Annotated in this window: 13 protein-coding genes; 8 read left to right on the forward strand and 5 right to left on the reverse strand. The window is 73.4% G+C overall.

Annotated features, from left to right (window positions below):
- The first annotated feature begins 126 nt into the window (after nt 1-126).
- Nucleotides 127-1935 carry an ATP-binding cassette domain-containing protein gene (locus ACIBPC_RS17255; RefSeq protein ID WP_398845367.1) on the forward strand — a complete coding sequence of 603 codons (1809 nt, stop codon included), beginning with the start codon at nt 127-129 and terminating at the stop codon, nt 1933-1935.
- A gap of 31 nt (nt 1936-1966) precedes the next feature.
- Here the strand turns inward: ACIBPC_RS17255 and ACIBPC_RS17260 are convergent, their stop codons facing one another.
- The 4 genes from ACIBPC_RS17260 to ACIBPC_RS17275 form a co-directional block, all read right to left on the reverse strand.
- Nucleotides 1967-2584, reverse strand: coding sequence for a response regulator transcription factor (locus ACIBPC_RS17260; protein ID WP_362960299.1), 618 nt, complete (start codon nt 2582-2584; stop codon nt 1967-1969).
- A 265-nt stretch (nt 2585-2849) separates the two neighbouring features.
- Nucleotides 2850-6236, reverse strand: a complete 3387-nt coding sequence (locus ACIBPC_RS17265; protein ID WP_398845369.1) for a glycosyl hydrolase family 95 catalytic domain-containing protein — start codon at nt 6234-6236, stop codon at nt 2850-2852.
- A 203-nt stretch (nt 6237-6439) separates the two neighbouring features.
- The gene (locus ACIBPC_RS17270) at nt 6440-7732 is read right to left on the reverse strand and encodes an MFS transporter (RefSeq protein WP_398845630.1); all 1293 of its coding nucleotides are present in this window, start codon (nt 7730-7732) and stop codon (nt 6440-6442) included.
- Between the two features lie 146 nt (nt 7733-7878).
- Nucleotides 7879-8877 carry a helix-turn-helix transcriptional regulator gene (locus ACIBPC_RS17275; protein WP_398845371.1) on the reverse strand — a complete coding sequence of 333 codons (999 nt, stop codon included), beginning with the start codon at nt 8875-8877 and terminating at the stop codon, nt 7879-7881.
- Between the two features lie 105 nt (nt 8878-8982).
- Here ACIBPC_RS17275 and ACIBPC_RS17280 point away from each other — a divergent pair, with 105 nt between their 5' ends.
- Entirely contained in the window at nt 8983-9408 is a 426-nt protein-coding gene (locus ACIBPC_RS17280; protein WP_398845374.1) for a VOC family protein, read from the forward strand.
- 114 nt (nt 9409-9522) lie between these two features.
- On the opposite strand, the gene ACIBPC_RS17285 is transcribed toward ACIBPC_RS17280, so the two are convergent.
- A complete protein-coding gene (locus tag ACIBPC_RS17285) occupies nt 9523-10317 on the reverse strand; it encodes an SGNH/GDSL hydrolase family protein (RefSeq protein ID WP_398845376.1) in 795 nt (264 codons plus the stop codon).
- Nucleotides 10318-10754: 437 nt separating this feature from the next.
- Between ACIBPC_RS17285 and ACIBPC_RS17290 the strand changes: the two genes are divergently transcribed.
- The 6 genes from ACIBPC_RS17290 to ACIBPC_RS17315 all read left to right on the forward strand — a co-directional run bounded on the left by ACIBPC_RS17290 (nt 10755) and on the right by ACIBPC_RS17315 (nt 21937).
- A complete protein-coding gene (locus tag ACIBPC_RS17290; protein WP_398845378.1) occupies nt 10755-11450 on the forward strand; it encodes a hypothetical protein in 696 nt (231 codons plus the stop codon).
- A 661-nt stretch (nt 11451-12111) separates the two neighbouring features.
- A complete protein-coding gene (locus ACIBPC_RS17295; protein ID WP_398845381.1) occupies nt 12112-13320 on the forward strand; it encodes an ATP-binding protein in 1209 nt (402 codons plus the stop codon).
- Nucleotides 13317-14465 (forward strand): tetratricopeptide repeat protein, encoded by a 1149-nt coding sequence (locus ACIBPC_RS17300; protein ID WP_398845383.1) that lies wholly within the window; start codon nt 13317-13319, stop codon nt 14463-14465. Before ACIBPC_RS17295 ends, ACIBPC_RS17300 begins: the two co-directional genes overlap by 4 nt.
- Before the next feature lie 166 nt (nt 14466-14631).
- Nucleotides 14632-19110, forward strand: coding sequence for a DUF6531 domain-containing protein (locus ACIBPC_RS17305; RefSeq protein ID WP_398845386.1), 4479 nt, complete (start codon nt 14632-14634; stop codon nt 19108-19110).
- A 25-nt stretch (nt 19111-19135) separates the two neighbouring features.
- Nucleotides 19136-19681, forward strand: coding sequence for a hypothetical protein (locus tag ACIBPC_RS17310; protein ID WP_362960319.1), 546 nt, complete (start codon nt 19136-19138; stop codon nt 19679-19681).
- Between the two features lie 435 nt (nt 19682-20116).
- The gene (locus ACIBPC_RS17315) at nt 20117-21937 is read left to right on the forward strand and encodes a glycosyl hydrolase family 18 protein (RefSeq protein ID WP_398845633.1); all 1821 of its coding nucleotides are present in this window, start codon (nt 20117-20119) and stop codon (nt 21935-21937) included.
- Nucleotides 21938-22006: the final 69 nt, after the last annotated feature.

Consider the following 22006-nt stretch of genomic DNA (forward strand, 5'->3'; position numbering starts at 1 on the left):
GGCAGGCGAGGACATGACCGCCACCCCACCCGCCAACTGCCGACCGCCGTTCCGGCGGCCGTCGCCCGGGACACGGGCCGTGCCGCGCGTGCCGTGGTTCGCCGTCGAGGGTGGGGTGGTGGGGGGATGACCGCCACTGTCACCTCCGCCGCGGAGGCCGCCGCCGCCCGTGCGCCCTGCGGTGAGCAACCGCCCGCCGGGCGGGGTGCGTTGCGACGGCTGCTGCCCGGTGCGCGGCGGTTCCTGTGGGGGCGGCGGCGTGCCCTGGGCGTCCTGGCCGGGTGGTCGGTGCTGGAGTCGGCGCAGACGTTCCTCACCGGCCTCGGCGTCGCGCGGGCGCTGGACGACGGCTTCCTCGCCGGGCGGCCGGGCACGGGCCTGCTGTGGCTGGCCGTGTCGGCGGCGGGCGCGCTGCTCGGCGGGCTCGCCGCCAGGGGCGTGTTCGGCGCGCTCGGCGGCGTGGTCGAGCCGCTGCGGGACGCGCTGGTGCGCCGCGTCGTGGCGCGGGCGCTCGCCGCGGCCCTGGCCGACCCGGCGCGCGCGGACACGGCGGCCGTGTCGCGGCTGACCGCGCAGACCGAGATCGCCCGGGACGGCGCGGCCGGACTGCTGCTGACGGCGCGGGCGTTCGTCTTCACGGCGGCGGGCGCCGTCGCCGGGCTGGCGCTGCTCGCGCCCGTGCTGCTGCCGGTGGTGCTCGTGCCGCTGCTGGCGGGTCTCGCCCTGTTCGCGGCGACGCTGCGCCCGATGGCGGCGCGGCAGCGCGTGCTGCTCGACGCCGACGAGGAACTGGCCGCGCACGCCGGGCTGCTGGACTCGGGCGCGCGGCAGATCGTCGCGTACGGGGCGGCCGGCACCGCGTCGGCACGCACCGCGGAGCTGGTGGCGGCCGAACGGCGCGCCGCGGCCGCGCTGGCGCGGTGGGGCGCCGTGCGGACGGTGGCCCTGGGCGCAGCCGGGCAGCTGCCGGTGCTGGCGCTGCTCGGCTGCGCGCCGCTGCTGCTGGAACGGGGAGTGAGCACCGGGGAGTTGATCGGCGCGCTGACGTACGCGGCATCGGCGCTGCTGCCCGCCGTGCACGCGCTGCTCACCGCGCTCGGCGCGGCGGGGACGCGGCTGGTGGTCGTGCTCGACCGCCTCACGGCACCCGGCCCCCCGGCGCCCCGGGCCGTACCGGCCGCACGCACCGCGCCCCGCCCGTGTACGCCCCGGCGCGACGCCCCGGCGGCCGAACTGCGGTCCGTCACCTTCGCCCACGGCCCGGCGGCGGAGCCCGTCGTCCGCGACCTCGACCTGACGCTGCGCCGGGGCGAACGCCTCGCCGTCGTCGGCCCGAGCGGTATCGGCAAATCGACTCTCACCGCCCTGCTGGCCGGGACCCTCGTCCCGGACACGGGACGCGTGTGCCTGGGGGATCGTCCCGTGGCCGGTCTCGACCGGCGGGAATTGGCCGGTCTACGCGCGCTGGTGCCGCAGGAGGCGTACGTCTTCTCCGGGCCGCTGCGCGACAACCTCGCCTACCTCGCCCCGGACGCGCCGCCGAAACGGGTGCGCGCGGCGGTCGCCGCGTTCGGGCTGGACGGGCTCGTGGACCGCCTCGGCGGCCTGGGCGCGCCGCTCGACCCGGCGCGGCTGTCGGCCGGGGAACGGCAGTCGGTGGCGCTGGCCCGCGCCTGGCTGTCCCCCGCGCCGCTGCTGCTGCTCGACGAGGCGACGAGCGGGCTCGACCCGGCCGCCGAACTGCGCGCGGAGACGGCGCTCGCGGCGCGGCCGGGCACGCTGCTGGTGGTCGCGCACCGCCTGTCGTCCGCCGCGCGGGCCGACCGCGTGCTGCTGCTCGACGGCGTGCGGCCCGCGCTGGGCACGCACGCCGGGCTGCTGCGGGAGTCGGACGCCTACCGGGCGATGGTGGGGGCGTGGGAGGACGGCGGCTGACGCGCGCGGGCAGGGGCCGCCGTCCCGGCCGTCACATCCAGCCCGCCAGGCGGCTGATGCGGATGGCGTCCACGCGGTTGCGGGCGCCGACCTTGCGGGTGGCGGCGGCGATGTAGTTGCGGACGGTCCCGTCGGACAGGCACAGGCTGCGGGCTATCTCGGCGATGGTGTCGCCCTCGGCGGCGCGGGCCAGGACGCCCAGTTCACGGGGGGACAGGGGTATCTCGGTGGCGCGCAGGAGCGTGAAGGCGAGGGAGTCGTCCACGTACCGCCCGCCGTGGGCGACGCGGCGTAAGGCCTCCGCCAGGCGGGGGGCGGGGCCGTTGCGGTCCACGAAGCCGGCGGCTCCGGCGGCGTAGGCGGTGCGCAGGACGCGGGGGTGGTCGGCGCTGCCCAGGACGACGAGGGTGGCGCCGGACGTGCTCTTGCGGGCGCCCTGCCCGCCGCCGCCCAGGGCGCGGTGTTCGAGGTAGACGGAACCGGCGGGGCAGCCGCTGTCGAAGAGGAGCACGTCGAAGTCCGCCCCGCTCTTCAGGTCGCCGGGGCCCGCGGCGGCCGTCGCCGTCGGCTCGAAACCCTGCTGCTCCAGCAGCGCCACCAGCGCCGACCTCAGCAGATCCGCGCTGTGCACGACATGAACTCGGACCATTCCCGCACCCTCCGCCGCCCCGGCGCCGGGCGGCGCCGCCTCGTACCGTCCGCTGGCTCGTTCACCCTCGGACCAGGGGGACCGGTACCCATGTCGCGATGTAACAGAACGCCAAGTTTTGGTCACTTCGTAGCAACAAAGATGTAGATGGGGCGGTAAAACATCACCAGATCCTCTGCATCTCCCCATGCCGGACACAGCGCCGTGCCCCGCCCCGGGGAGATCCGGGGCGGGGCACGGCTGTGGGGGGTGGCGGATCCGGGGGTCAGCCGAAGACGCGCGTCTGCCAGTTCCTGACCTCGTCGGCGCTCAGGTGGCCGGCGATGATCGCCGCCCGGTCGAGCGCGCCGGTGAGGCGCTGGCCGCCGTCCTGGTCGGCGCCGAAGCGCAGCTGGCGGTTGGCGCAGCCGTTGATGCCCGCGTCGGAGACCTGGGCGGTGGCGGCCTCATTGCCGTCCATGTAGACGGTGAGGCGGCCGCCGTCGCTCATGGTGATCACGAGGTTCACGAACCGGCCGGTCGGCAGGACGGCCGAGGTCGTGACGCCGGTGCCCGCGCCGATGAAGCGGACCTGGTTGGACGGCGTGAGGTCGATCAGCACGCCGTCGCTGCCGTCGTTGCCGCTCGGCTGCCAGTCGAACAGCCGCCGGTAGCTGCCGCTGCCGTCGACCCGCACCTCGGCAGCGAACGTCGCGACGCGCAGGAAGCCGAGGGTCGTCGACGCGGTGCGCAGGAACGTCTGGCCGTCGAGGCGCAGGGCGGTGCCGGTCGGGCCGGCGGACTCGTACGACGCGTTGCCCTGGACCGTGGCGTGCCGGTTCTGGCCGCCCCGGTCGTTGACGGTGCCGCCCGAGGTGGCGTCCCAGGCGACGAGGGTGAGGCCCGCCTGCGGCACCGGGCAGGGCGGCCCGACCTCCACGGAGACGAGGGCGACGGCGGTGGTGCGCCAGCTGCCGCCGTTCAGCACGGCGCGCAGCCGGTTCTCCGGCCGCTCGCCCGTCCTGGGTGTCACCTGGAATGTGAACGTGCGGTTCGCGCCGCTCGCCAGCTGCGGGACCTGGTGCGACGCGGGGCTGGCCGTCCAGCCTTCCGGCAGTTCGAGTGCGAGCGAGGCCGCCGGGACGGTCCTGCCGACCGCCTCCACCCGCACCTGCGCGGTGAACGGCGTTCCCGATTCGCCCTGTTCGGGCGCCGTCAGCGCCATCCGCACCTGGGAGACAGCCGAGTAGACACGCCCGCCGGTGGCGCGGAAGGTGATCGTGTCGCCGTTGCGCGTCGGCGTGATCTGCTGGCCGTTCTGCTGGTCGCGCAGCTCGAAGAGGCCGCCGAACAGCCCGCTGCGGAACGTGAGGTCGCCCGTCCTGCCCGCGCGCAGCGTCGCCTGGGTGGGCGTGCCGCCCTGCCAGTCCACGTCCACGGTCACGTTGCCGCGCGCCCGCAGGCCGCGTACCGAGCCGGTGGCCCAGAACGCGGGGAGCGCGGGCAGCAGTTCGATCGCCGGGCCGTGGCTCTGGAGCAGCATCTCGGCGACACCGGCGGTGGCGCCGAAGTTGCCGTCGATCTGGAACGGCGGGTGGGTGTCCCACAGGTTGTTGAGCGTGCTGAAGCGCAGCAGCTCGGAGAGCATGACGTGCGCGTGGTCGCCGTCGAGCAGCCGCGCCCAGAAGTTGATCTTCCACGCCTTGGACCAGCCGGTGCCGCCGTCGCCGCGCGCGGTCAGCGAGACGCGCGCCGCCTCGGCGTACTGCGGGTGCTCGCGCGGTGTCACCTGGCGGCCGGGGTGGACGGCGAAGAGGTGCGAGACGTGCCGGTGGTCGTTGTTCGGGTCGTCCCAGTCCTCCTTCCACTCCTGGAGCTGGCCCCAGGAGCCGACGCGCAGCCCGGGGTCGAGCCGCTGCAGCGTGCCGTCCAGCTCCGGCACGAACGAGCTGGTGTCGCCGACCTCGCGGGCGGCCGCCCGGGTGCTGGTGAGCAGGTCGTGGACGATCTGCTGGGAGATCGACGCGCCCGCCGAGAAGTCGCCCTGCTCGGGCGAGTAACTGGGCGAGACGACCAGCCTGTTGTCCCGCGGGTCGGTGACCAGCTCGTCTATCCAGAACTGGGACAGCGCCTTCATCAGCGGGTAGGCGCGCTCGCGCAGGAACGCGGCGTCGCGCGTGAACAGCCAGTGCTCGTAGAAGTGCTGGGCGAGCCAGGCCCCGGCCTCCGGCATCCAGAAGGACGTCGCCCAGTTGTGCAGGCCGGTGAAGCCGAAGGGGTTCGTCTCGTTGTTGACGACCCAGCCGCGGTTGTCGTAGATCTCGCGGGCCGTGACCTGGCCCGGCGGCACCATCGACTCGGTGTACTCGAACAGCGGCGCCGTCAGTTCGGAGAGGTTCGTCGTCTCCGCCGGCCAGTAGTTCATCTGGAGGTTGATGTTGACGTGGTAGTCGGCGCTCCACGGCGGGCTGGTCGAGTTGTTCCACACGCCCTGGAGGTTCGCGGGCAGCGTGCCGGGGCGTGAGGAGGCGATCAGCAGGTAGCGGCCGTACTGGAAGTGGAGCACTTCGAGGGCCTTGCGCGCGGCCGGGGTGGCGCTGCGTTCCTGATAGGCGGCGAGCTGCGCGTCGGTGGGGATACCCGGGTCCTGCTGGCCGATGTTGAGCGCCACCCGGTCGAACAGGGCGCGGTGGTCGGCGACATGGGCCGAGCGGAGCGCGGAGAAGCCCTTGCCGACCGCCGCGTCCACACGCTGGGTGACAGGCCCGTGCGGGTCCACGCCGTTGCGGTAGGTGGGGTACCGGACGGAGTAGTCGGTGGCGGCGGCGAGGACGATCGTCACCGAGTCGGCGCCGGAGACGGTCACCGAGCCGTTGCCGTTGTCGGTGCGGGTGCCGCCCTGGTTGACGACCTGGATCTGCGACTCGAAGCGCATCCCGTTGTCGTCGAGCCGCCCCGCGAGGGTGATCCGGCCGCCGCGCGCCGCGATGTTCCGCGTGCGGTTGGCGGGCGCGGTGACGGAGACGGTGAGGCTGATCCGGCCGCCCTGGCTGGCGGTGAAGCGGCCGACGAGCACGTTGTCCGGGGCCGAGGTGAAGTACTCGCGGGTGTAGGTGACACCGCCGGACGCGTAGGTGACGGAGGCGACGGCCTCGCCGATGTCCAGGCTGCGGCGGTAGTTGGTGACCCCGGTGGGCGCCTGGGTCATCGTCACGAACAGGTCGCCGAAGGTCTGGTACGCGCCGAAGCCCGTCTTGCCCTGGCCGAGGCGCTGGGCGACCCAGTCGGGGCCGACGCGCCGCTCGTCGCGGATGCGCTGCTGGACCTCCTGGATGGCGCCGGGGCGGGGCGACGTCCAGTTGCCGAAGTTGTAGCCGGGCGAGCCGGGGCCGCCGGTCCACAGCGTCTTCTCGTTGAACTGGAGCTGCTCCCTGGCGGTCGCGCCGAACACCGCCGCGCCCAGCGCGCCGTTGCCGAGCGGCAGGGACTGGGACTCCCAGTCGGCGGCCGGTTCGTCGTACCACAGCGTCGGGCCGGTGGCCTGCGGACGGGGCGGGCGGCCAGGACCGGCCGCGAGCGCGGGGCCCGCGTTCACGGCCGGGAGCCCGAGCGCGGCGGCGGCGGTGGTGGCGCCGGCCACGAAAACACGTCTGGGGAAGCCTCGTTCGGTCATCGGATCCTCGTCCTCGGGTGACGGCGGGGTGCGGGTGACGTTGATCACAGCGGAGGCTATAGATCCGATGTATGGAGCGTCAAGATACTGTAACGGCCGGATTTCCCGGCCTTCTTCACGCAGACACCCGATCAATGATCGTCCGGGCAGGGGCAGCCGACACCGCCCCGAGGACCCGGGCCCGGCGGAGGTGACAGCCCGGTTCACACATTGCGCGCGCGGACGGCGAGCACGGCCGCCAGCGCGCACGGCGCGAAGAGCAGGCAGAACGCGGCCCGGTACGCCGCCGCGTCGGCCCAGTGCGCGGCGAGGCACGCGTTGAACAACGCCGACGACGCGCCGAGCAGGGTGATCTGACCGAGGTTCTGCGACGTCTGCATCGCGGCGCTCGCGTACCCCTGCCGCCCCGGCGGGCTGTGGGTCAGCGACAGCACGACGAGGGACGGCGCGGACATCCCCATCCCCACGGCCGCGACGACCATCGCCGACGCGGCGGTGTACGCGGGCGTCCCGGGGAGCGACCCGGCGACCGCGAGGGCGACCGCCACCGCCTGCGCCAGCGCGCCCGCCGCCACCAGACGGTGGCGGGGGACGCGTTCCAGCAACCGCGCCTGCGCCCACGACGCGGCGGCCCAGGTCAGCGAGGCGCCGGTGAAGCCGAGGCCGATCACGACGGGCGGCGCGCCCCGTTCGGTGAGCAGCAGCAGCGGCACGTACGCCTCCAGCGTGAAGAACACCCCCGAACCCAGGCCGCACAGCAGCACGGTGGCGGGCAGGCGGCGGGCGGCGCGCCACGTGCCCGGCGGCAGCAGGCGCGACGCGAACGCCGCGAGCAGCGCGAACCCGCCGAGCGCGAACAGCAGATGCCGCCGGTCCCAGCCCGAGACGCCGTACTGCCCGAGCGCCGCGCCGAGGCTCACGGCCGCCGCGGGCAGCAGCGCCGGTCGCGGCGGCGCCTCACCCGCCGCGACCGGGGCGGCCGACCAGGCCGGTCCGCGCAGCACGGCCGCCACCACCAGCGCGGGCACCGCGGTGAGGGCCGCCAGGCCGAGGAACACCGCCCGCCACGACGCCCACTCCGCGACCAGCCCCGCCACCGGGGGGCCGACCAGGGAAGGAACGATCCAGCAGGCGCTCATCAGGGCCAGGACGCGCGGCCGCAGACGGTCCGGGTACGCGCGGCCGATGGCGGCGTTGACCGACACCGCGACCATCCCCCCGGCCAGCCCGTCGAGGAGGCGCCCCGCCGCCAGCTGCCAGATCGACGTGCTCGCGCCGGACAGCACCAGCGCGGCGACCGCGAGCACCGTGCCCGCCGCCAGCGGACGCGGCGCCCCGGCGCGGTCCGCCCAGTGTCCGCCCAGCACGCCGCCGAGCAGGCTCGCCGCCACGAAACAGCCCGCCACCAGCGGGTAGAGGCCGATGCCGTCGAGGTCGCGCGCGGCGGTCGGCAGGGTGGGGATCACGGCGAGCGCGGCGAGGCCGGTCAGGAACATGACGGCGGCGAACGTCGCGGTGGCCGCCGCGTACCGGCCGGAGAACAGCCCCTCACCGGGCGCGTCCTCCGCCTGCCGCGCCGGGGGTATGGGGGGCGGGTCGGCCGGGAGGTCCTTCAGTTCACCGTTCACCGCGGCACGGTAGGTCAGCGCCCGTCCGGCTGCCAACCGTCCTGCCCGGCCGCCGCGGCGCAGCGCCCGGCGAGGCGTGCGAAGGCCGCCCGCAGCTCGTCGGGACCGACCACCTCGATGTCCGCGTCGAACGCGCCGACGGCGGCGGCCAGGCCGGCCCAGGACCAGGAGCCGAGGACGAGCCGGCAGCGGTCGGGGCCGAGCGCCTCGACCACGCCGTCCCGCGCGAAGGGGAAGACGTCGGCGGCGGGCAGGCCGAGGACGACCTCGCCGCGGCAGGGCATGCCGTCCGAGCGGCCGTACCCCTGGAAGCGGCCCGCGATGTACGCCGCCACGTCGCCGCCGGGCAGCGCCCGCGGCGTGAAGCGCGGCCCGGCCGGGGTGCGGGGGGTGATCCGGTCCGCGCGGAACGTACGCCAGTTCCCGCGTTCGAGGTCCCAGGCGACGAGGTACCAGCGCCCGTCCCACGTGACGAGGTGGTGCGGCTCCGCCCGGCGTACGGCGGACTCGGCGCCGTCCCGGCCCTTCCGCGCGTAGTCGAACCGCAGCGTCTCCCGCGCCCGCACGGCGGCGCTGAGCGCCATCAGCACACCGCTGTCCACCGGGGAGGGCGCGCGGACCTCGGACCGCTCGACTGCGGTCACCTGGAACGTGTCGATGCGCCGCCGCAGCCGGGCGGGCATCACCTGGCGGACGGTCCCCAGCGCGCGTGCCGCCGCGTCCCCGATCGCGGCGCCGCTGAGGGAGGCCGTCCCCAGGGCGACGGCGAGCGCCACGGCCTGCTCGTCGTCGAACAGCAGCGGCGGCAGCTCCGTCCCGGCGCCGAGCCGGTAGCCGCCGTCCGGCCCCTTGGCCGCGGCGACCGGATACCCCAGTTCGCGCAGGCGCTCGACGTCCCGGCGGACGGTGCGGGTGCTGACGCCGAGCCGCTCGGCCAGCAGCGCCCCGGGCCACTCCCGGCGCAGCTGGAGCAGCGACAGGAGGGACAGCAGGCGCGCGGAGGTCTTCGGCATGCCTCCCATCCTGCCTCCGGTGGCGGACACAACCTGTCCGCCACTGCTGCGACGGTGGTCCCCAGGACCGGCGGGAACGTTCCGCCGGCGGACGAGGAGACGACCATGACCGTCAACGCTGTGACCCATCTGAACTTCCGGGGCGACGCCCGCGCCGCGCTCACCTTCTACCAGTCCGTGTTCGGCGGCGAGTTGACGGTGGTCACCTACGGAGACATGGGTGACACCACCGACCCGTCCCTGGCGGACCAGATGATGTGGGGCCAGGTGGTCTCGCCCGGCGGGGTCGGCGTGATGGCGTACGACGTGCCGCCGGAGCTGCCGTGGGAGCGGGGCGCGCACGCGTTCTACATCTCGCTGCGCAGCGAGAGCGCCGACGAGCTCACCGCCCTGTGGGAGCGCCTCGACGACGGCGCGACCGTGCTGCGACCGCTCGGCCCGGAGAAGTGGACACCGCTCTACGGGATGCTGGAGGACAAGTTCGGCGTCATCTGGGTCATGGACGTCGTCACCGCGTACGCCCCCTCCTGAGGACGGCGGACCGCACGCACGGCCCCGTCCCCGTCTCCCCGGGGAGCGGTCACGGCCACCGCCCCTCGGTGTCCGGGAGGACGATCAGGGGCGGGGCCGTGGCCGGAGGGGTGTTCAGTCCTTCGCGTTGAGCGCGGGCAGGTAGCCGCCCGAGTGGCCGCGCGCCGTCGGGTGGTACGCCTCCCAGACGGGCAGGGCCAGGTCGTGCAGCCAGTCGTCGCCCGAGCACAGCTCATGGCCCGCGAACGTGCCGCGCACGTCCGCGAACGCGAACCCGTGCGCGGCGGCGCGGGCGGCGATCACCGTGTTGAGCACGTCGGAGGCGTCGTTGATCGCCTCGCGCTTGGTCTCGCCGATGCCGATGCACCACCAGGAGGGCTCGATGTACATGCGCGGGTAGCCCAGCACGACGACCCGGGCGTTCGGCGCCCGCGAGCGGATGGCGCTGTACACGGCGTCGAGCCGCCCGGGGAGCGTGCTGTTGACGAAGTTCCGCGCCGTGTTGACGCGGTTGACACAGGTGCTGTCCGAGCCGGTCACGCAGGTCGTCATGACGTCGGCGAACCCGGCGTCGTTCCCTCCGATCGTCAGGGTGACGAGCCCGGTGGACGCGTTGAGCGCGCCGAGCTGCTTCGACGTCACATCGGAGGTGACGGCGCCGGAGCAGGCGGCGAACGTGAACGACGCCGGGCTGTTGGCCCTCGCCCACAGCGCCGGGTAGGCGTTGTTGCTCTGGTGGCAGTCGCCACTGGCGCTGATGTAGCTGCCCGCGCCGTTGCCGGACGAGTACGAGTCGCCGAGCGCCACGTAGGCGGGCGCGGCGGCGTTCGCCGGACCCGTGCCCAGCAGGGCGAGGACAAGCGTGAACAGCAGAACGGACGCGGCTGTCAGGGATCTTGGCAGTCTCACGGGGGCCTCCATCGGCAGGATCACTGCGCGACCGGTGTACCAAGCGACGCGCGTTGACGGAAGTGGGCATGCCAACTTCTCCGCCCCCGGACACCGGACCGCCACCCCCCGTCCACGTGCACGGGACCCCTGCCAGGAGCGCTCGGGACCGACGACGGATCCAGCCTGCCCACCGTCGTCTCCGGTCCGCCGACCGGACCACGATCCACGCCCGCGGCGCCTTCGGCCGCCCGGTCGAGGACCTGCCGTCGCGTCACGTCGATCCGCCTGGCGGGCGGCGGAGCCGGCGGTTGGGCGCGGAAGGCGATCCGCCGAGCGGCACCGACGCCGTCTGGCGGCGGCGTGCGTCGCTGCGCCTTCAGGAGGCCAGTGCTGTGACCCGGGGGGAGTTCACCGGGTCGCCGAAGCTGTTCGGACCGGGCCCATAGCCTGGCCGGATGCCCGATGACATCCTTGCCCTGTGGCCCAGCGCGCTCGCCTCCGAGACCGACTGGCTTGCCGAACTCGCCCAGGACGACGGCCTCACCGGCTACAAGGCACCCGGGCGGCCCGACGCCGCCTGGGTGCTCGGCGGCATGTACGAGCGCGGGGGGACCGCCGAGTGTTCACCCGACGACGACCGGATCCGGGACGAGCACCCCGGCCCGGGATGGCAGCGGCTGCGCTGGGCGGAGCTGGCCGCCCGAATCGGTGATCCCGTCGTGCCGCAGGGCCTCTACCCCTGCTTTCGCTGCTTCCCTTCCGCAGAAGAGGCGGGCATCCGGCCCGGCTCCATCGAGTGGCCCGCCGAGGGCACCCTTGACAGGCCGACATGGGACCAGCTGATCCGGTTCCTCACCGAGCACAGCCCTCAGGGGGCGGACACCCCCTGCCTGGTGTACTACAACCCGATCGTCGTGCGAGATTTCGAGATCGGCCATGTCCGCTCCGGCCGACTGGGCGACGCCCGGGGCCTCTTCGACAACCCGGACATCCTGTACACCCCCTCCAACCTCTGGCCCACGGACCGCTCCTGGGTCGTCTGCACCGACTACGACCTCTGGGGCACCAAGGTCTGCGGCCCCCGTCGGCTCGTCGAGGCGCTGCTCGCGGACACCGAGATCGAAGCCGTCCGCCTGCCCTGGACCGGCTAGTGCTGTGGCCGGGGAGGTTTGCCGGGTCACGGGGTCCGGTGCGGTGCATCGCAAGGCGCCGGATCGCAGCTCGTACTCGGCCGTACTCGCGCGATGCGGCAACGCAGCGAGGTTCCCCCAGGCCCAAGGGGCCTGGGAGGTGCCCCCACCCCGGGCGTCGTGAGGCGGTGAACCTTTCCGGTCACAGCACTAGCGGCGCGAGGACGCGCCGACAGGATGTCAGCAGGACCGGTGTCAGGGCTGTCTCCCGACGACGAGACGACGTTCACCCGCCATCCCCGTGTGCGCCGGATCGTCGTCCGCTGTCTGCCGCACTGGCCTCTCACCTCGCAGTACCCGCACTGGTCGAACGGTGACGACCTCGACACCCTGGACGAACTGCTCGTCGCGGGACCCGGCGGGGAGGACGACTTCGCGGGCGCGCTTCCGGCGGAGGTGGTGGATCTGCGCTGCCGCGCGTGCGGCACGGCGTCCCGCTCTTCCCCGACCGGACCGAACGCCTGCGCGCCCACCGTTGCATCGAACACTGCCCTCACTGCCGCGAACGCTGGACGGCCCATGTCCCGGAGATCATCTGAGGGAACGACGACCGCGCGGGCACCGTACGGAGGACCGGGCCCCGGAAGGCCGGTGCAGGCCGGCGGTTCGTAGAGTGAGCGGCATGTCGGGCGAGTCACCTCTCATACAGAGTCTGCGGACCGCCGTCGCCGCCGTGCCGCAGGATGTGCCGTTGCGTGTTCACCTGGGCGAACTGCTCCTCGCCGCCGGGGCGGCGGACGCGGCTGTCGCCGAGGCGGCCGTCGCGCTCCAGCACGCGCCGGGCGACCCGCAGGCGCGTGACCTGATGGCGCGGGCCATGGGTGCCCCCGCCCCGGTGCCGCCGGGCTTCGACTGGAAGGCCGCCCAGCAGCAGGTCGGCGACGCCGTCCCGCCCCGCTTCGCGCAGGAGGCGGAGCCCACGGCGGACGGCGGCGACGGCGGCCCCGTCTGGGACGTCGAGACGCCGCACGCCGTACGCCTCGCCGACGTCGGCGGCATGCAGGAGGTGAAGGACCGCCTGGAGGCCGCGTTCCTCGCCCCGCTGCGCAACCCGGAGCTGCGCAGGCTGTACGGCAAGAGCCTGCGCGGCGGCCTCCTCCTGTACGGGCCGCCCGGCTGCGGCAAGACGTTCGTCGCGCGGGCGGTGGCGGGCGAACTCGGCGCGGGCTTCCTCTCCGTGTCGGTCGAGGACGTGCTCGACATGTGGATCGGCAACTCCGAGCGCAACATGCACGAGATCTTCGAGACGGCGCGGCGCCGGGCCCCGTGCGTCGTCTTCCTGGACGAGCTGGACGCGCTCGGCGGCAAGCGCTCCCGCACCCAGTCCAGCGGCATGCGCAACACCGTGAACCAGCTCCTCACCGAACTCGACGGCATCGACGCCGCCGCCAACGAGGGCGTGTTCGTGCTCGCCGCGACCAACGTCCCCTGGGACGTGGACCTCGCCCTGCGCCGCCCCAGCCGCTTCGACCGCACGCTCCTCGTCCTGCCGCCCGACGCGTCGGCCCGGGAGGCGATCCTCCGCTACCACCTGCGCGAACGCCCCATCGTGAACGTCGAGTTGGGCAAGCTGGTGAAGGCGACGGACGGGTTCTCCGGCGCCGACCTGGCGCATGTGTGCGACACCGCCGCCGAGTCGGCGCTCCTCGACTCGGCCCGCACCGGGACCGTCCGCATGATCGGCATGCCCGACCTGCTGGGCGCGGCCCGGCAGATCTCCCCGTCCACCGAGCCCTGGTTCGCGTCGGCGCGCAACGTCGCGATGTACGCGAACGACGGCGGCCAGTACGACGACCTCGTCACCTACCTCAAGAGGAAGCGCCGGTTGTGAGCACGGACCAAGCGGTGGAACGCGCCGAGGCGCTCGTCTCCCTCAAGCGGTACGAGGAGGCCCGCGCCCTCCTCGCGCGCCGCGTCGCCGAGGCACCGGACGACATACGGGCCTGGACCGAACTCGCACGCTGCCTCCGCGACCTGGGCAGCATGGACGAGGCGGTCGCCGCGACAGGCGAGGCGCTGCGGCTCGCCCCCGAGGACGTCAACGCGCTCGTGCTGCACGCCCAGTTGCTCCAGCGCAGCGGCGCGGGCCTCGAAGCCGCGATACAGCCGCTCCGCGAAGCCGTGCGGGTACGGCCCGACTACTGGTACAGCTGGTCGGTCCTCGCCGACTACGTCATGCGGCAGTCCATGCTCCGCGTCGCCAGGGAACGCAACCTGCGCAAACTCACCGCCGAGGACGTCGCCCCGGTGAGCGCCGAGGCCGTCGCACTGGCGGACGAGGGGCTCCGCCTCGCACCCGACCAGGTGTACGCGTACGAGATCCGCCGCTTCGTCGCCGGCATGACCGGGGACAGGGCGACGGCCGACGCGATGGACCTCGCCATCCTCCGCATCGACCCGTCGAACAGCACGGCGCTGAGCAACCGGACCCGTCAGGCCGCCGACGCCCCGGGCGTACGCGCGGCCGAGGCCGCCGACCTCATCGCCGACGGCCTCGGCGCGGCCCCGGACTCCCGGTCGATGCAGTCCGCGCTCGACGCCGCCACGTACCGCCTGCTGCGCGGCACGCGCTGGCTCGCCCTGCTCTGCCTGGCGTTCGCCGGACTGGCCCTGGGCGTCGGCCCGAGCGACGGCGAGAACGCGCAGGACCTCCCCCTCTCCCTCGGCCAACGGCTTTGGGACGTCCTGGTGTTCGCCGTGATCTGGGCCGTGGGCGCGCTCCTGCGCTACCGCAGGCGCCGCAAGGGCGTCCGGCTGAACGTGCGCTCCCTCCTCCACCGCGACGGCTGGGCCCGCCTCGCGGCGGGCCAGGCGGTGGCGGTGACGGTGTGCGCGGCCGTGATGGTGCTGATCCCGTGGACCGAACGGGACGTCCCCCGCGTGGTGTTCTGGGTCGCCCTGGTGACCACGCTGCTGACGATGTACGTGGACCGCGCCCGTGTCCGCGAGGCGTTCCGCAGGTCCCGCACCCGCTGAGCTGGCCTCGGGAACACCGCGGACGCCGGACGAGGCAGCCGGGTCCCGGTGGAGGCGGAGGGAACCGTTCACATGACCAAAGCGTGTCAGGTGCAAAACTCCTGCCGACTTTGCCCACAGAGAGGCAAGAACGATGGCCCGTGCGTCTGACTGGTCTCCGGTGGGGATGGATTCCGATCCGACGCCGGGTGATCCGGAGGAGGTCCGCGAGCTGGCGGACGAGTTGCAGACGTTCTCCGACGACGTGGCGGAGGCGCTGGGGAAGATCCGGGGTCTGGCCTCCGACCGTGCGGTGCAGGACTGGGCGGGCCTGTCGGCGGAGGCGTTCCGCAACGAGTTCGACGGCGTGCCGGGCAACCTGGAGAAGCTGCGGGACTCCTACGACCTGTGCGCGCAGGCATTGCAGACGTACTGGCCCAAGTTGCAGACGGCACAGGGGCAGGCGGATCGCGCGCTGGACCGGGCCATCGCCGCGCAGGCCGATCTCACCGCCGCGCAGGGCTCGTTGGGCAGCGCGCAGGACTGGGTGGGCCGCGCCGGGGACGAGGCCGAACGCCTCCAGCGGGAAGGGGAACGGGCCGATGCGCCTGCGCCGGACGAGGCGGAGGTCCGCGCCGCCACCCGCGACCGCCAAGCGGCCGATGAGGCCCAGGAGGCGGCCCAGGCCCGTGTGGACACGGCGCAGGACTCCCTCGACGCCGCCCGGGAGTTGGCCCGCCAGGCCAAGGAGATGCGGGAAGAGGCCGCACGGCAGGCGGCCCGTGACATCGACGACGCGTCCGACGCCGGTATCCACAACCGCAAGTGGTGGCAGAAGGCCGTCCACTGGGTCACGGAAAACTGGGACACGATAGTCGACATATGCAAGATCGTCGTCGCGGTCCTCGGCGTCGTCGTGATGATCATCGGCGGACCCCTGGCGTGGGTCGTCCTCGCCGCCGCACTCGTCGTCCTCGCCGACACGCTGGTCAAATACGCCAACGGACAAGCATCCCTGTGGGACGTCGCGTTCGCCGCTTTGGACTGCATCCCGGGCATGAAGGGGCTGACCACCCTCGGCGGCCTCGCCCGCGGCCTCCGCGGCGGCCTCACCGCCGCCCGCACCGGCCTCCGCGGCCTCGCCCAAGGCGCCCGCGGCCTCGGTCAGAACATCCGCCGCATGGGACGGGACATCCGCTCCCTCTTCACGTGCGGCGACCCCATCGACATGGCCACCGGCGAGATGGTCCTGTCCGCCACCGACATCGCCCTGGCCGGGGTGCTGCCCCTCGTCCTCGAACGGCACCACAGGTCGTCCCTGCGCACGGGCCGCTGGTTCGGTGTGTCATGGGCCTCCACACTCGACCAGCGGCTCGTCCTCGGGGAGCACGGACTGCGGTTCTGCACCGCCGACGGCATGCTGCTCGAATACGCCAAGCCGTCCCCGGGGACGCCCATGCTCCCCGTGGAGGGCCCGCGCTGGGAACTGCGGTGGGACGGGACGCCGGGGGCCGCGATCACGGTGGACCAGCCGGAGAACGGGCGCACCCTCCACTTCGCCCCCGTTCCCGGCTGCCTCGGCGGGGAGCTGCCGCTGGTCGCCGTCACGGACCGCAACGGCAACCGCATCACCCTCGCGTACGACACGCACGGACGGCCCGAGAGCATCGAACACAGCGGGGGCATCCGGATCGAGGTGACGACGGAGGACAACCGTGTCACCGCACTCCGGCTGGCCAGCGCTCCCGACCGGCCCGTCCTGATGCGGTACCGCTACGACGCCCAGGGCGACCTGTCCGGCGTCGTCAACTCCACCGGAAAAGCCCTCCGCTTCACCTACGACTCCCACCACCGTCTCGTGCGCTGGGAGGACCGCAACGGCTTCTTCTACGCGTACACCTACGACGCCGCCGGGCGCTGCGTCTTCACGACCGGCAGCGACCGGGCGCTCGAATACCGGTACGTCTACGAGCCGGAGGAGTACCGGACCACGGCGCAGAGCGCTCAAGGAGCGGTGACCGTCTACCGGTTCGACGACGCCTACCGGCTCGTCAGTGAGACCGACCCCCTCGGCCACACCGTCCGCCGGGAGTACGACCGCTTCGACCGGGCGCTGTCGGTCACCGACGCGCTCGGCCGCACCACACGGTACGCGTACGACGACGCCGGACACGTCACAGCCGTCCACCGCCCGGACGGCTCCCGCATCAGCGCCGAGTACAACGAGGCCGGCCTGCCGTCCGAAACCGTCGACGCCGACGGGTCGGTGGTCCGCCGCGCCTACGACAGCGCCGGAAACCTCGTGGCGGAGGTCGACGCGACCGGCAGCCGCACCCGCTACACGTACGACGCCCGGGGCGGACTCGCGTCCGTCACCGACGCGCTCGGCCGCACCACACACGTACGCTGCGACGAGTCCGGCCTGCCCGTCGTCGTCGCCGACCCGTCCGGCAGGATCACGACGTACCACCGCGACGCCTTCGGCCGTCCCGTCGAGGTGGTGGACGCGCTGGGCGGAGTGAGCCGCGTCGAGTGGACCGTCGAGGGCCTGCCGCTGCGTCACGTCGATCCGGGCGGCGCGCAGCAGAGCTGGCGGTGGGACGCGGAAGGCAACCTGCTGAGCCACACCGACGCCGCCGGGGGCGTGCGCTCCTTCGAGTACGGCCCGTTCGACCTGCCCACGGCGCAGACCGGACCCGACGGGACGCGGTACGCCTTCCGTCGGGACACCGAGCTGCGGCTCACCGAGGTGGAGGGTCCGGGCGGCGCCGTGTGGCGGTACGCGTACGACGCGGCGGGGCACCTGACGGGCGAGTCCGACTTCGACGGACGCGGGATCGGCTACTCCTTCGACGCGGCGGGCCGGCTCGTCGCGCGCACGAACGCGGCGGGGCAGACCGTCCGTTACGAGCGCGACGACCTCGGCCGCATCACGCGCAAGCTGGTCGACGGCCGGGAGACCGCGCTGTCATACGACCCGCTGGGCAGACTGCTGCGCGCCACGAGCCCGGACACCGACCTGGTCATCGAGCGCGACGGCGCCGGGCGCATCACGGCGGAGCACTGCGACGGCCGGGCGGTGCGCCACACGTACGACGCCGTCGGCCGCCCGGTCGACCGCGTCACCCCGTCCGGGCATGTCAGCACGCGGGAGTACGACGCGGCCGGTCGCCTGGCCAGGATCGTGACGGCCGGGCGCACGGTGGAGTTCACGCACGACCTCCTGGGCCGCGAGACGCGCCGCCGCCTGGGCGACGGCCTTGAGCTGACCCGTTCCTGGAACGCCACCGGCGGACTGGCGGCGCAGGCGCTCGTACGGGGGCCGGACACGGTCCTCAGCAGGACGTTCGCCTATCGGCCCGATCGCCATCTGACAGCGATCGAGGACGGGGACGGCGGACGCACGGAGTTCGGCCTCGACGCGCTGGGCCGCGTCACCGGGGTCACCCGAGCCGGGTGGAGCGAGAGCTACGCGTACAACGGCGACGGGGAGCAGACGGACGCGCGATGGACGGGGGACGGCGACCACGACGCGGTCGGCGGCCGGGACCACTCGGGGACGCGTCCGACCAGGGCGGGCCGCACCCACTACGTCTACGACCGGGCGGGCCGGGTGGTCCGCCGCACCAGGAAACGGCTCTCCCGCCGGTCGGACGTCTGGCACTACACGTGGGACGCCGAGGACCGCCTGACCGCGGTCACGACACCGGACGGGACGCGGTGGCGCTACCGGTACGACGCGTTCGGCCGCCGCGTCGCGAAGACCCGCCTGGGGCCGGACGGCGCCGCCGTCGCCGAGGAGGTCTTCGCGTGGTCGGGCACCGCGCTGGTCGAGCGGGCCGGCAGCGGCCCCCACGCGCGGCCGACCGTCCTCACGTGGGACTACAACGGCATCGAACCGATCGTCCAGACACACCGCGACGCCGAGGGCGGGCCGGGGCGCTTCCAGGCCATCGTCACGGGAACGGCCTGCCAGGCGACGGAACTCGTCGACGAGGACGGGACCACGGCCTGGCGCGACACGTCGTCGGTCTGGGGCGCGCCCCGGTCGGCGGATCCCGGCTCCCCCGCGGCGCTCCCGCTGCGGTTCGCCGGTCAGTACGCGGACGAGGAGACGGGCTGGCACTACAACTACCAGCGCCACTACGACCCGGAGACGGCCCGCTACGTCACGCCCGACCCCCTCGGCCTCGCGCCCGCCCCGAATCCGTACGGCTACGTCCCCCACCCCCTCACCTGGGTCGATCCGCTGGGGCTCGCGGCACATCTCTTCACGAACAGGATGCCGGGCGACCTCGGCGGCGAACTGCGGCTGGCGGAGGACCTCGGCGTCACCCCGCTGCGCCCGGGCGGCGCGGCGTTCGACGAGGCCATCAACTCCGACGCGGTCAAGTGGGCGGTGCTGGAGAACGGCGACCTCGTGGTGATCCCCAAGTTCGTCCAGGGACAGGAACTGGCGCACTCGGTGCTCAGCCGGGGCAACCCGGTGCGGGCGGCCGGTGAGGCGAACATCGCCGGCGGCTCCGACATCGGTTACTGGGGCGCGGAGATCAGCAACCACAGCGGTCACTTCATGCCGGACAACGACAGCCTCCAGGTCGGTCTCGACGCCTTCGGAGCTGCGGGGATCTCCTTCCCGGCATCGGGGATCTCCTATGCCACCTGACCGGCCCGGCACCTATGATGCCGCCGTGCCCTCCTTCGACGAACTGACCCGTCTGGGGTCCCCCGAGCTGATCGGACACCTGGCGGCCGGACGGCCCGCGGCCCCGGAGCTGTCCAAGGGGGAATGGCAGAGCCTGACGGAGCTCGTCACCGGGCGGGTGACGAGGCTGGAGCCGGCCTCCGGTGATCCGTCCTGGGCCACGTGCTCCGACGCGCTGGACCACGTCCTCGCCTCGGCGGTGGCGAGCGGCGTGATGACGCGGCACCAACGCGTCGTCCGGTCCCTGAACGCCTCGGTGGCCGTCCTGCACCGGGTGCCGCCGGACGCCTCCGTCCCGCTGCTCGATCCGCGCGGCAGGACGGACCTGCTGTTCTCCGAACTGACGATGGAACCCGCCGAAGCGGCGGCACTGGCCGACGGCTGGCAGACGAAGGACATCGACGTCATCCGGCGTCTGCGGCAGGTCAAGTCGCTGCTCAACCCGGCACTCGCGATGATGCGACTCGTGCCCGGGGAGTTCGCGGACGCGCGCCTGGAACGCTGGGCCGCGATCCAGCCCCGCCTGCCGTGAGACACCGCGCGGCGTGCGTGCCGTGACCGAGACGACGCCGAACGGTGACGCCCACCGCGTCTCTCGCCCACCGTCCACGCCCTCACCGGCGGAACGGCCACGCCCAGAAGCACGGCACCCGGATCGAGCCCTGCGCTGCCGTACGCACTGGAGGCCGTCCCGCCTTCCACCGCGTCGCACCGCATCGCCCGTCGGCGCACCAGGCGTTGCCCTGCTGACGGGGAACGGCGGAAGGCCGCGTGGCGAGACGCTCCGACACGGCCCGGCCGCCGACCGGCCCTGATCTGGCGTTTGACCGTACGCCAACAAAACAGTGGTCCAGACCTATTGACCGATTGGTTCAGACCTTTCTATCGTTCGGCGCACTGCTTGTGTGAGGCCCAGCACGTTCCGACTCCCTTCGAGAACAGGGAGGCGCTCATGCGCTTCAGGCACATGCGTTCCCGGCACAGATTCATCGCCGCCCTCACGACACTCCTCCTCCCGCTCGCCGGACTCGTCGGGCTGGCGAGCCCCGCCGAGGCGGCGGCGTCCGCGACCGCCACGTACACCAAGGTGTCCGACTGGGGCTCCGGCTTCGAGGGCAAGTGGACGGTGCGCAACACCGGCACCACCACCCTCACCAGCTGGACCGTCGAGTGGGACTTCCCCTCGGGCACCACGGCCGGCGCCTTCTGGGACGCCGACCTCACCTCGTCCGGCACCCACTGGACCGCCAGGAACAAGTCCTGGAACGGCACCCTCGCCCCCGGCGCCTCGGTCTCCTTCGGCTTCAACGGCTCCGGCACCGGCTCTCCCGCCAACTGTCGGCTGAACGGCGCCAGTTGCGACGGCTCCACCCAGCCGGGCGACCAGCCGCCCTCGGCTCCCGGCACCCCGACCGCGTCCAACGTCACCAACACCTCGGTGACGCTCTCCTGGACGGCCGCCACCGACGACCGGGGCATCCGCAACTACGACGTCCTGCGCGGCGGCGCGACGGTCGCCACCGTCACCGGCACCACCTGGACCAACACCGGGCTGACCGCCGGCACCTCGTACTCCTACACCGTCCGCGCCCGCGACACCGCGAACCAGCTCGGCCCGCCCAGCGGCGCGGTCTCCGTCCGCACCACCGGTGGCGGCGGCGAGCAGCCGGGCGGCGACAAGATCAACCTCGGGTACTTCACCGAATGGGGCGTCTACGGCCGCAACTTCCACGTGAAGAACCTCGTCACCTCCGGCACCGCCGCCGAGATCACGCACATCAACTACGCGTTCGGCAACGTCAGGAACGGCCAGTGCGTCGTGGACGACACCTTCGCCGCCTACGAGAAGACGTACACCGCCGACCAGTCCGTCAGCGGCGCCGCCGACACCTGGGACCAGCCGCTGCGCGGCAACTTCAACCAGCTCCGGCAGCTGAAGCAGCGCTACCCGCACATCAAGATCCTCTACTCCTTCGGCGGCTGGACCTACTCCGGCGGCTTCGGCCAGGCCGCGCAGAACCCGGCCGCGTTCGCGGACTCCTGCCGCGCCGTGGTCGAGGACCCGCGCTGGGCGGACGTCTTCGACGGCATCGACATCGACTGGGAGTACCCGAACGCCTGCGGCCTGACCTGCGACAGCTCGGGCCCGGCCGCGTTCCGCAACCTCGTCTCGGCGCTGCGCACCGAGTTCGGCCAGGACTACCTCGTCACGGCCGCCATCACCGGTGACGGCTCCACGGGCGGCAAGATCGACGCGGCCGACTACGGCGGCGCCGCCCAGTACCTCGACTGGTACAACGTCATGACCTACGACTACTTCGGCGCCTGGGCGAGCACGGGCCCGACCGCGCCGCACTCGCCGCTCACCTCGTACAACGGCCTGCCGTCCCAGGGCTTCACGTCCGAGGCGGCGATCAACAAGCTGCGGGCGCAGGGCGTCCCGGCGGCCAAGCTGCTGCTCGGCATCGGCTTCTACGGGCGCGGCTGGACCGGCGTCACCCAGTCGGCACCCGGCGGCACGGCCACCGGCGCCGCGCCGGGCACGTACGAGGCGGGCATCGAGGACTACAAGGTCCTGCGCAACTCCTGCCCGCCGACCGGCACCGTCGCGGGCACGGCGTACGCGCACTGCGGCAACCAGTGGTGGTCCTACGACACCCCGGCGACCATCGCGGGCAAGATGAACTGGGTCAACCAGCAGGGCCTGGGCGGCGCGTTCTCCTGGGAGTTCAGCGGCGACACGACCAACGGCGAACTGGTCAGGGCCATCGGCAACGGCCTGAACTGACCCCGCCACACCAGCACACCACCGCTGCGGACGGACCCCCCGGGGCCCGTCCGCAGCACTGTTACGTCC

This window comes from Streptomyces sp. NPDC049879, assembly GCF_044461265.1.
Taxonomy (GTDB): domain Bacteria; phylum Actinomycetota; class Actinomycetes; order Streptomycetales; family Streptomycetaceae; genus Streptomyces.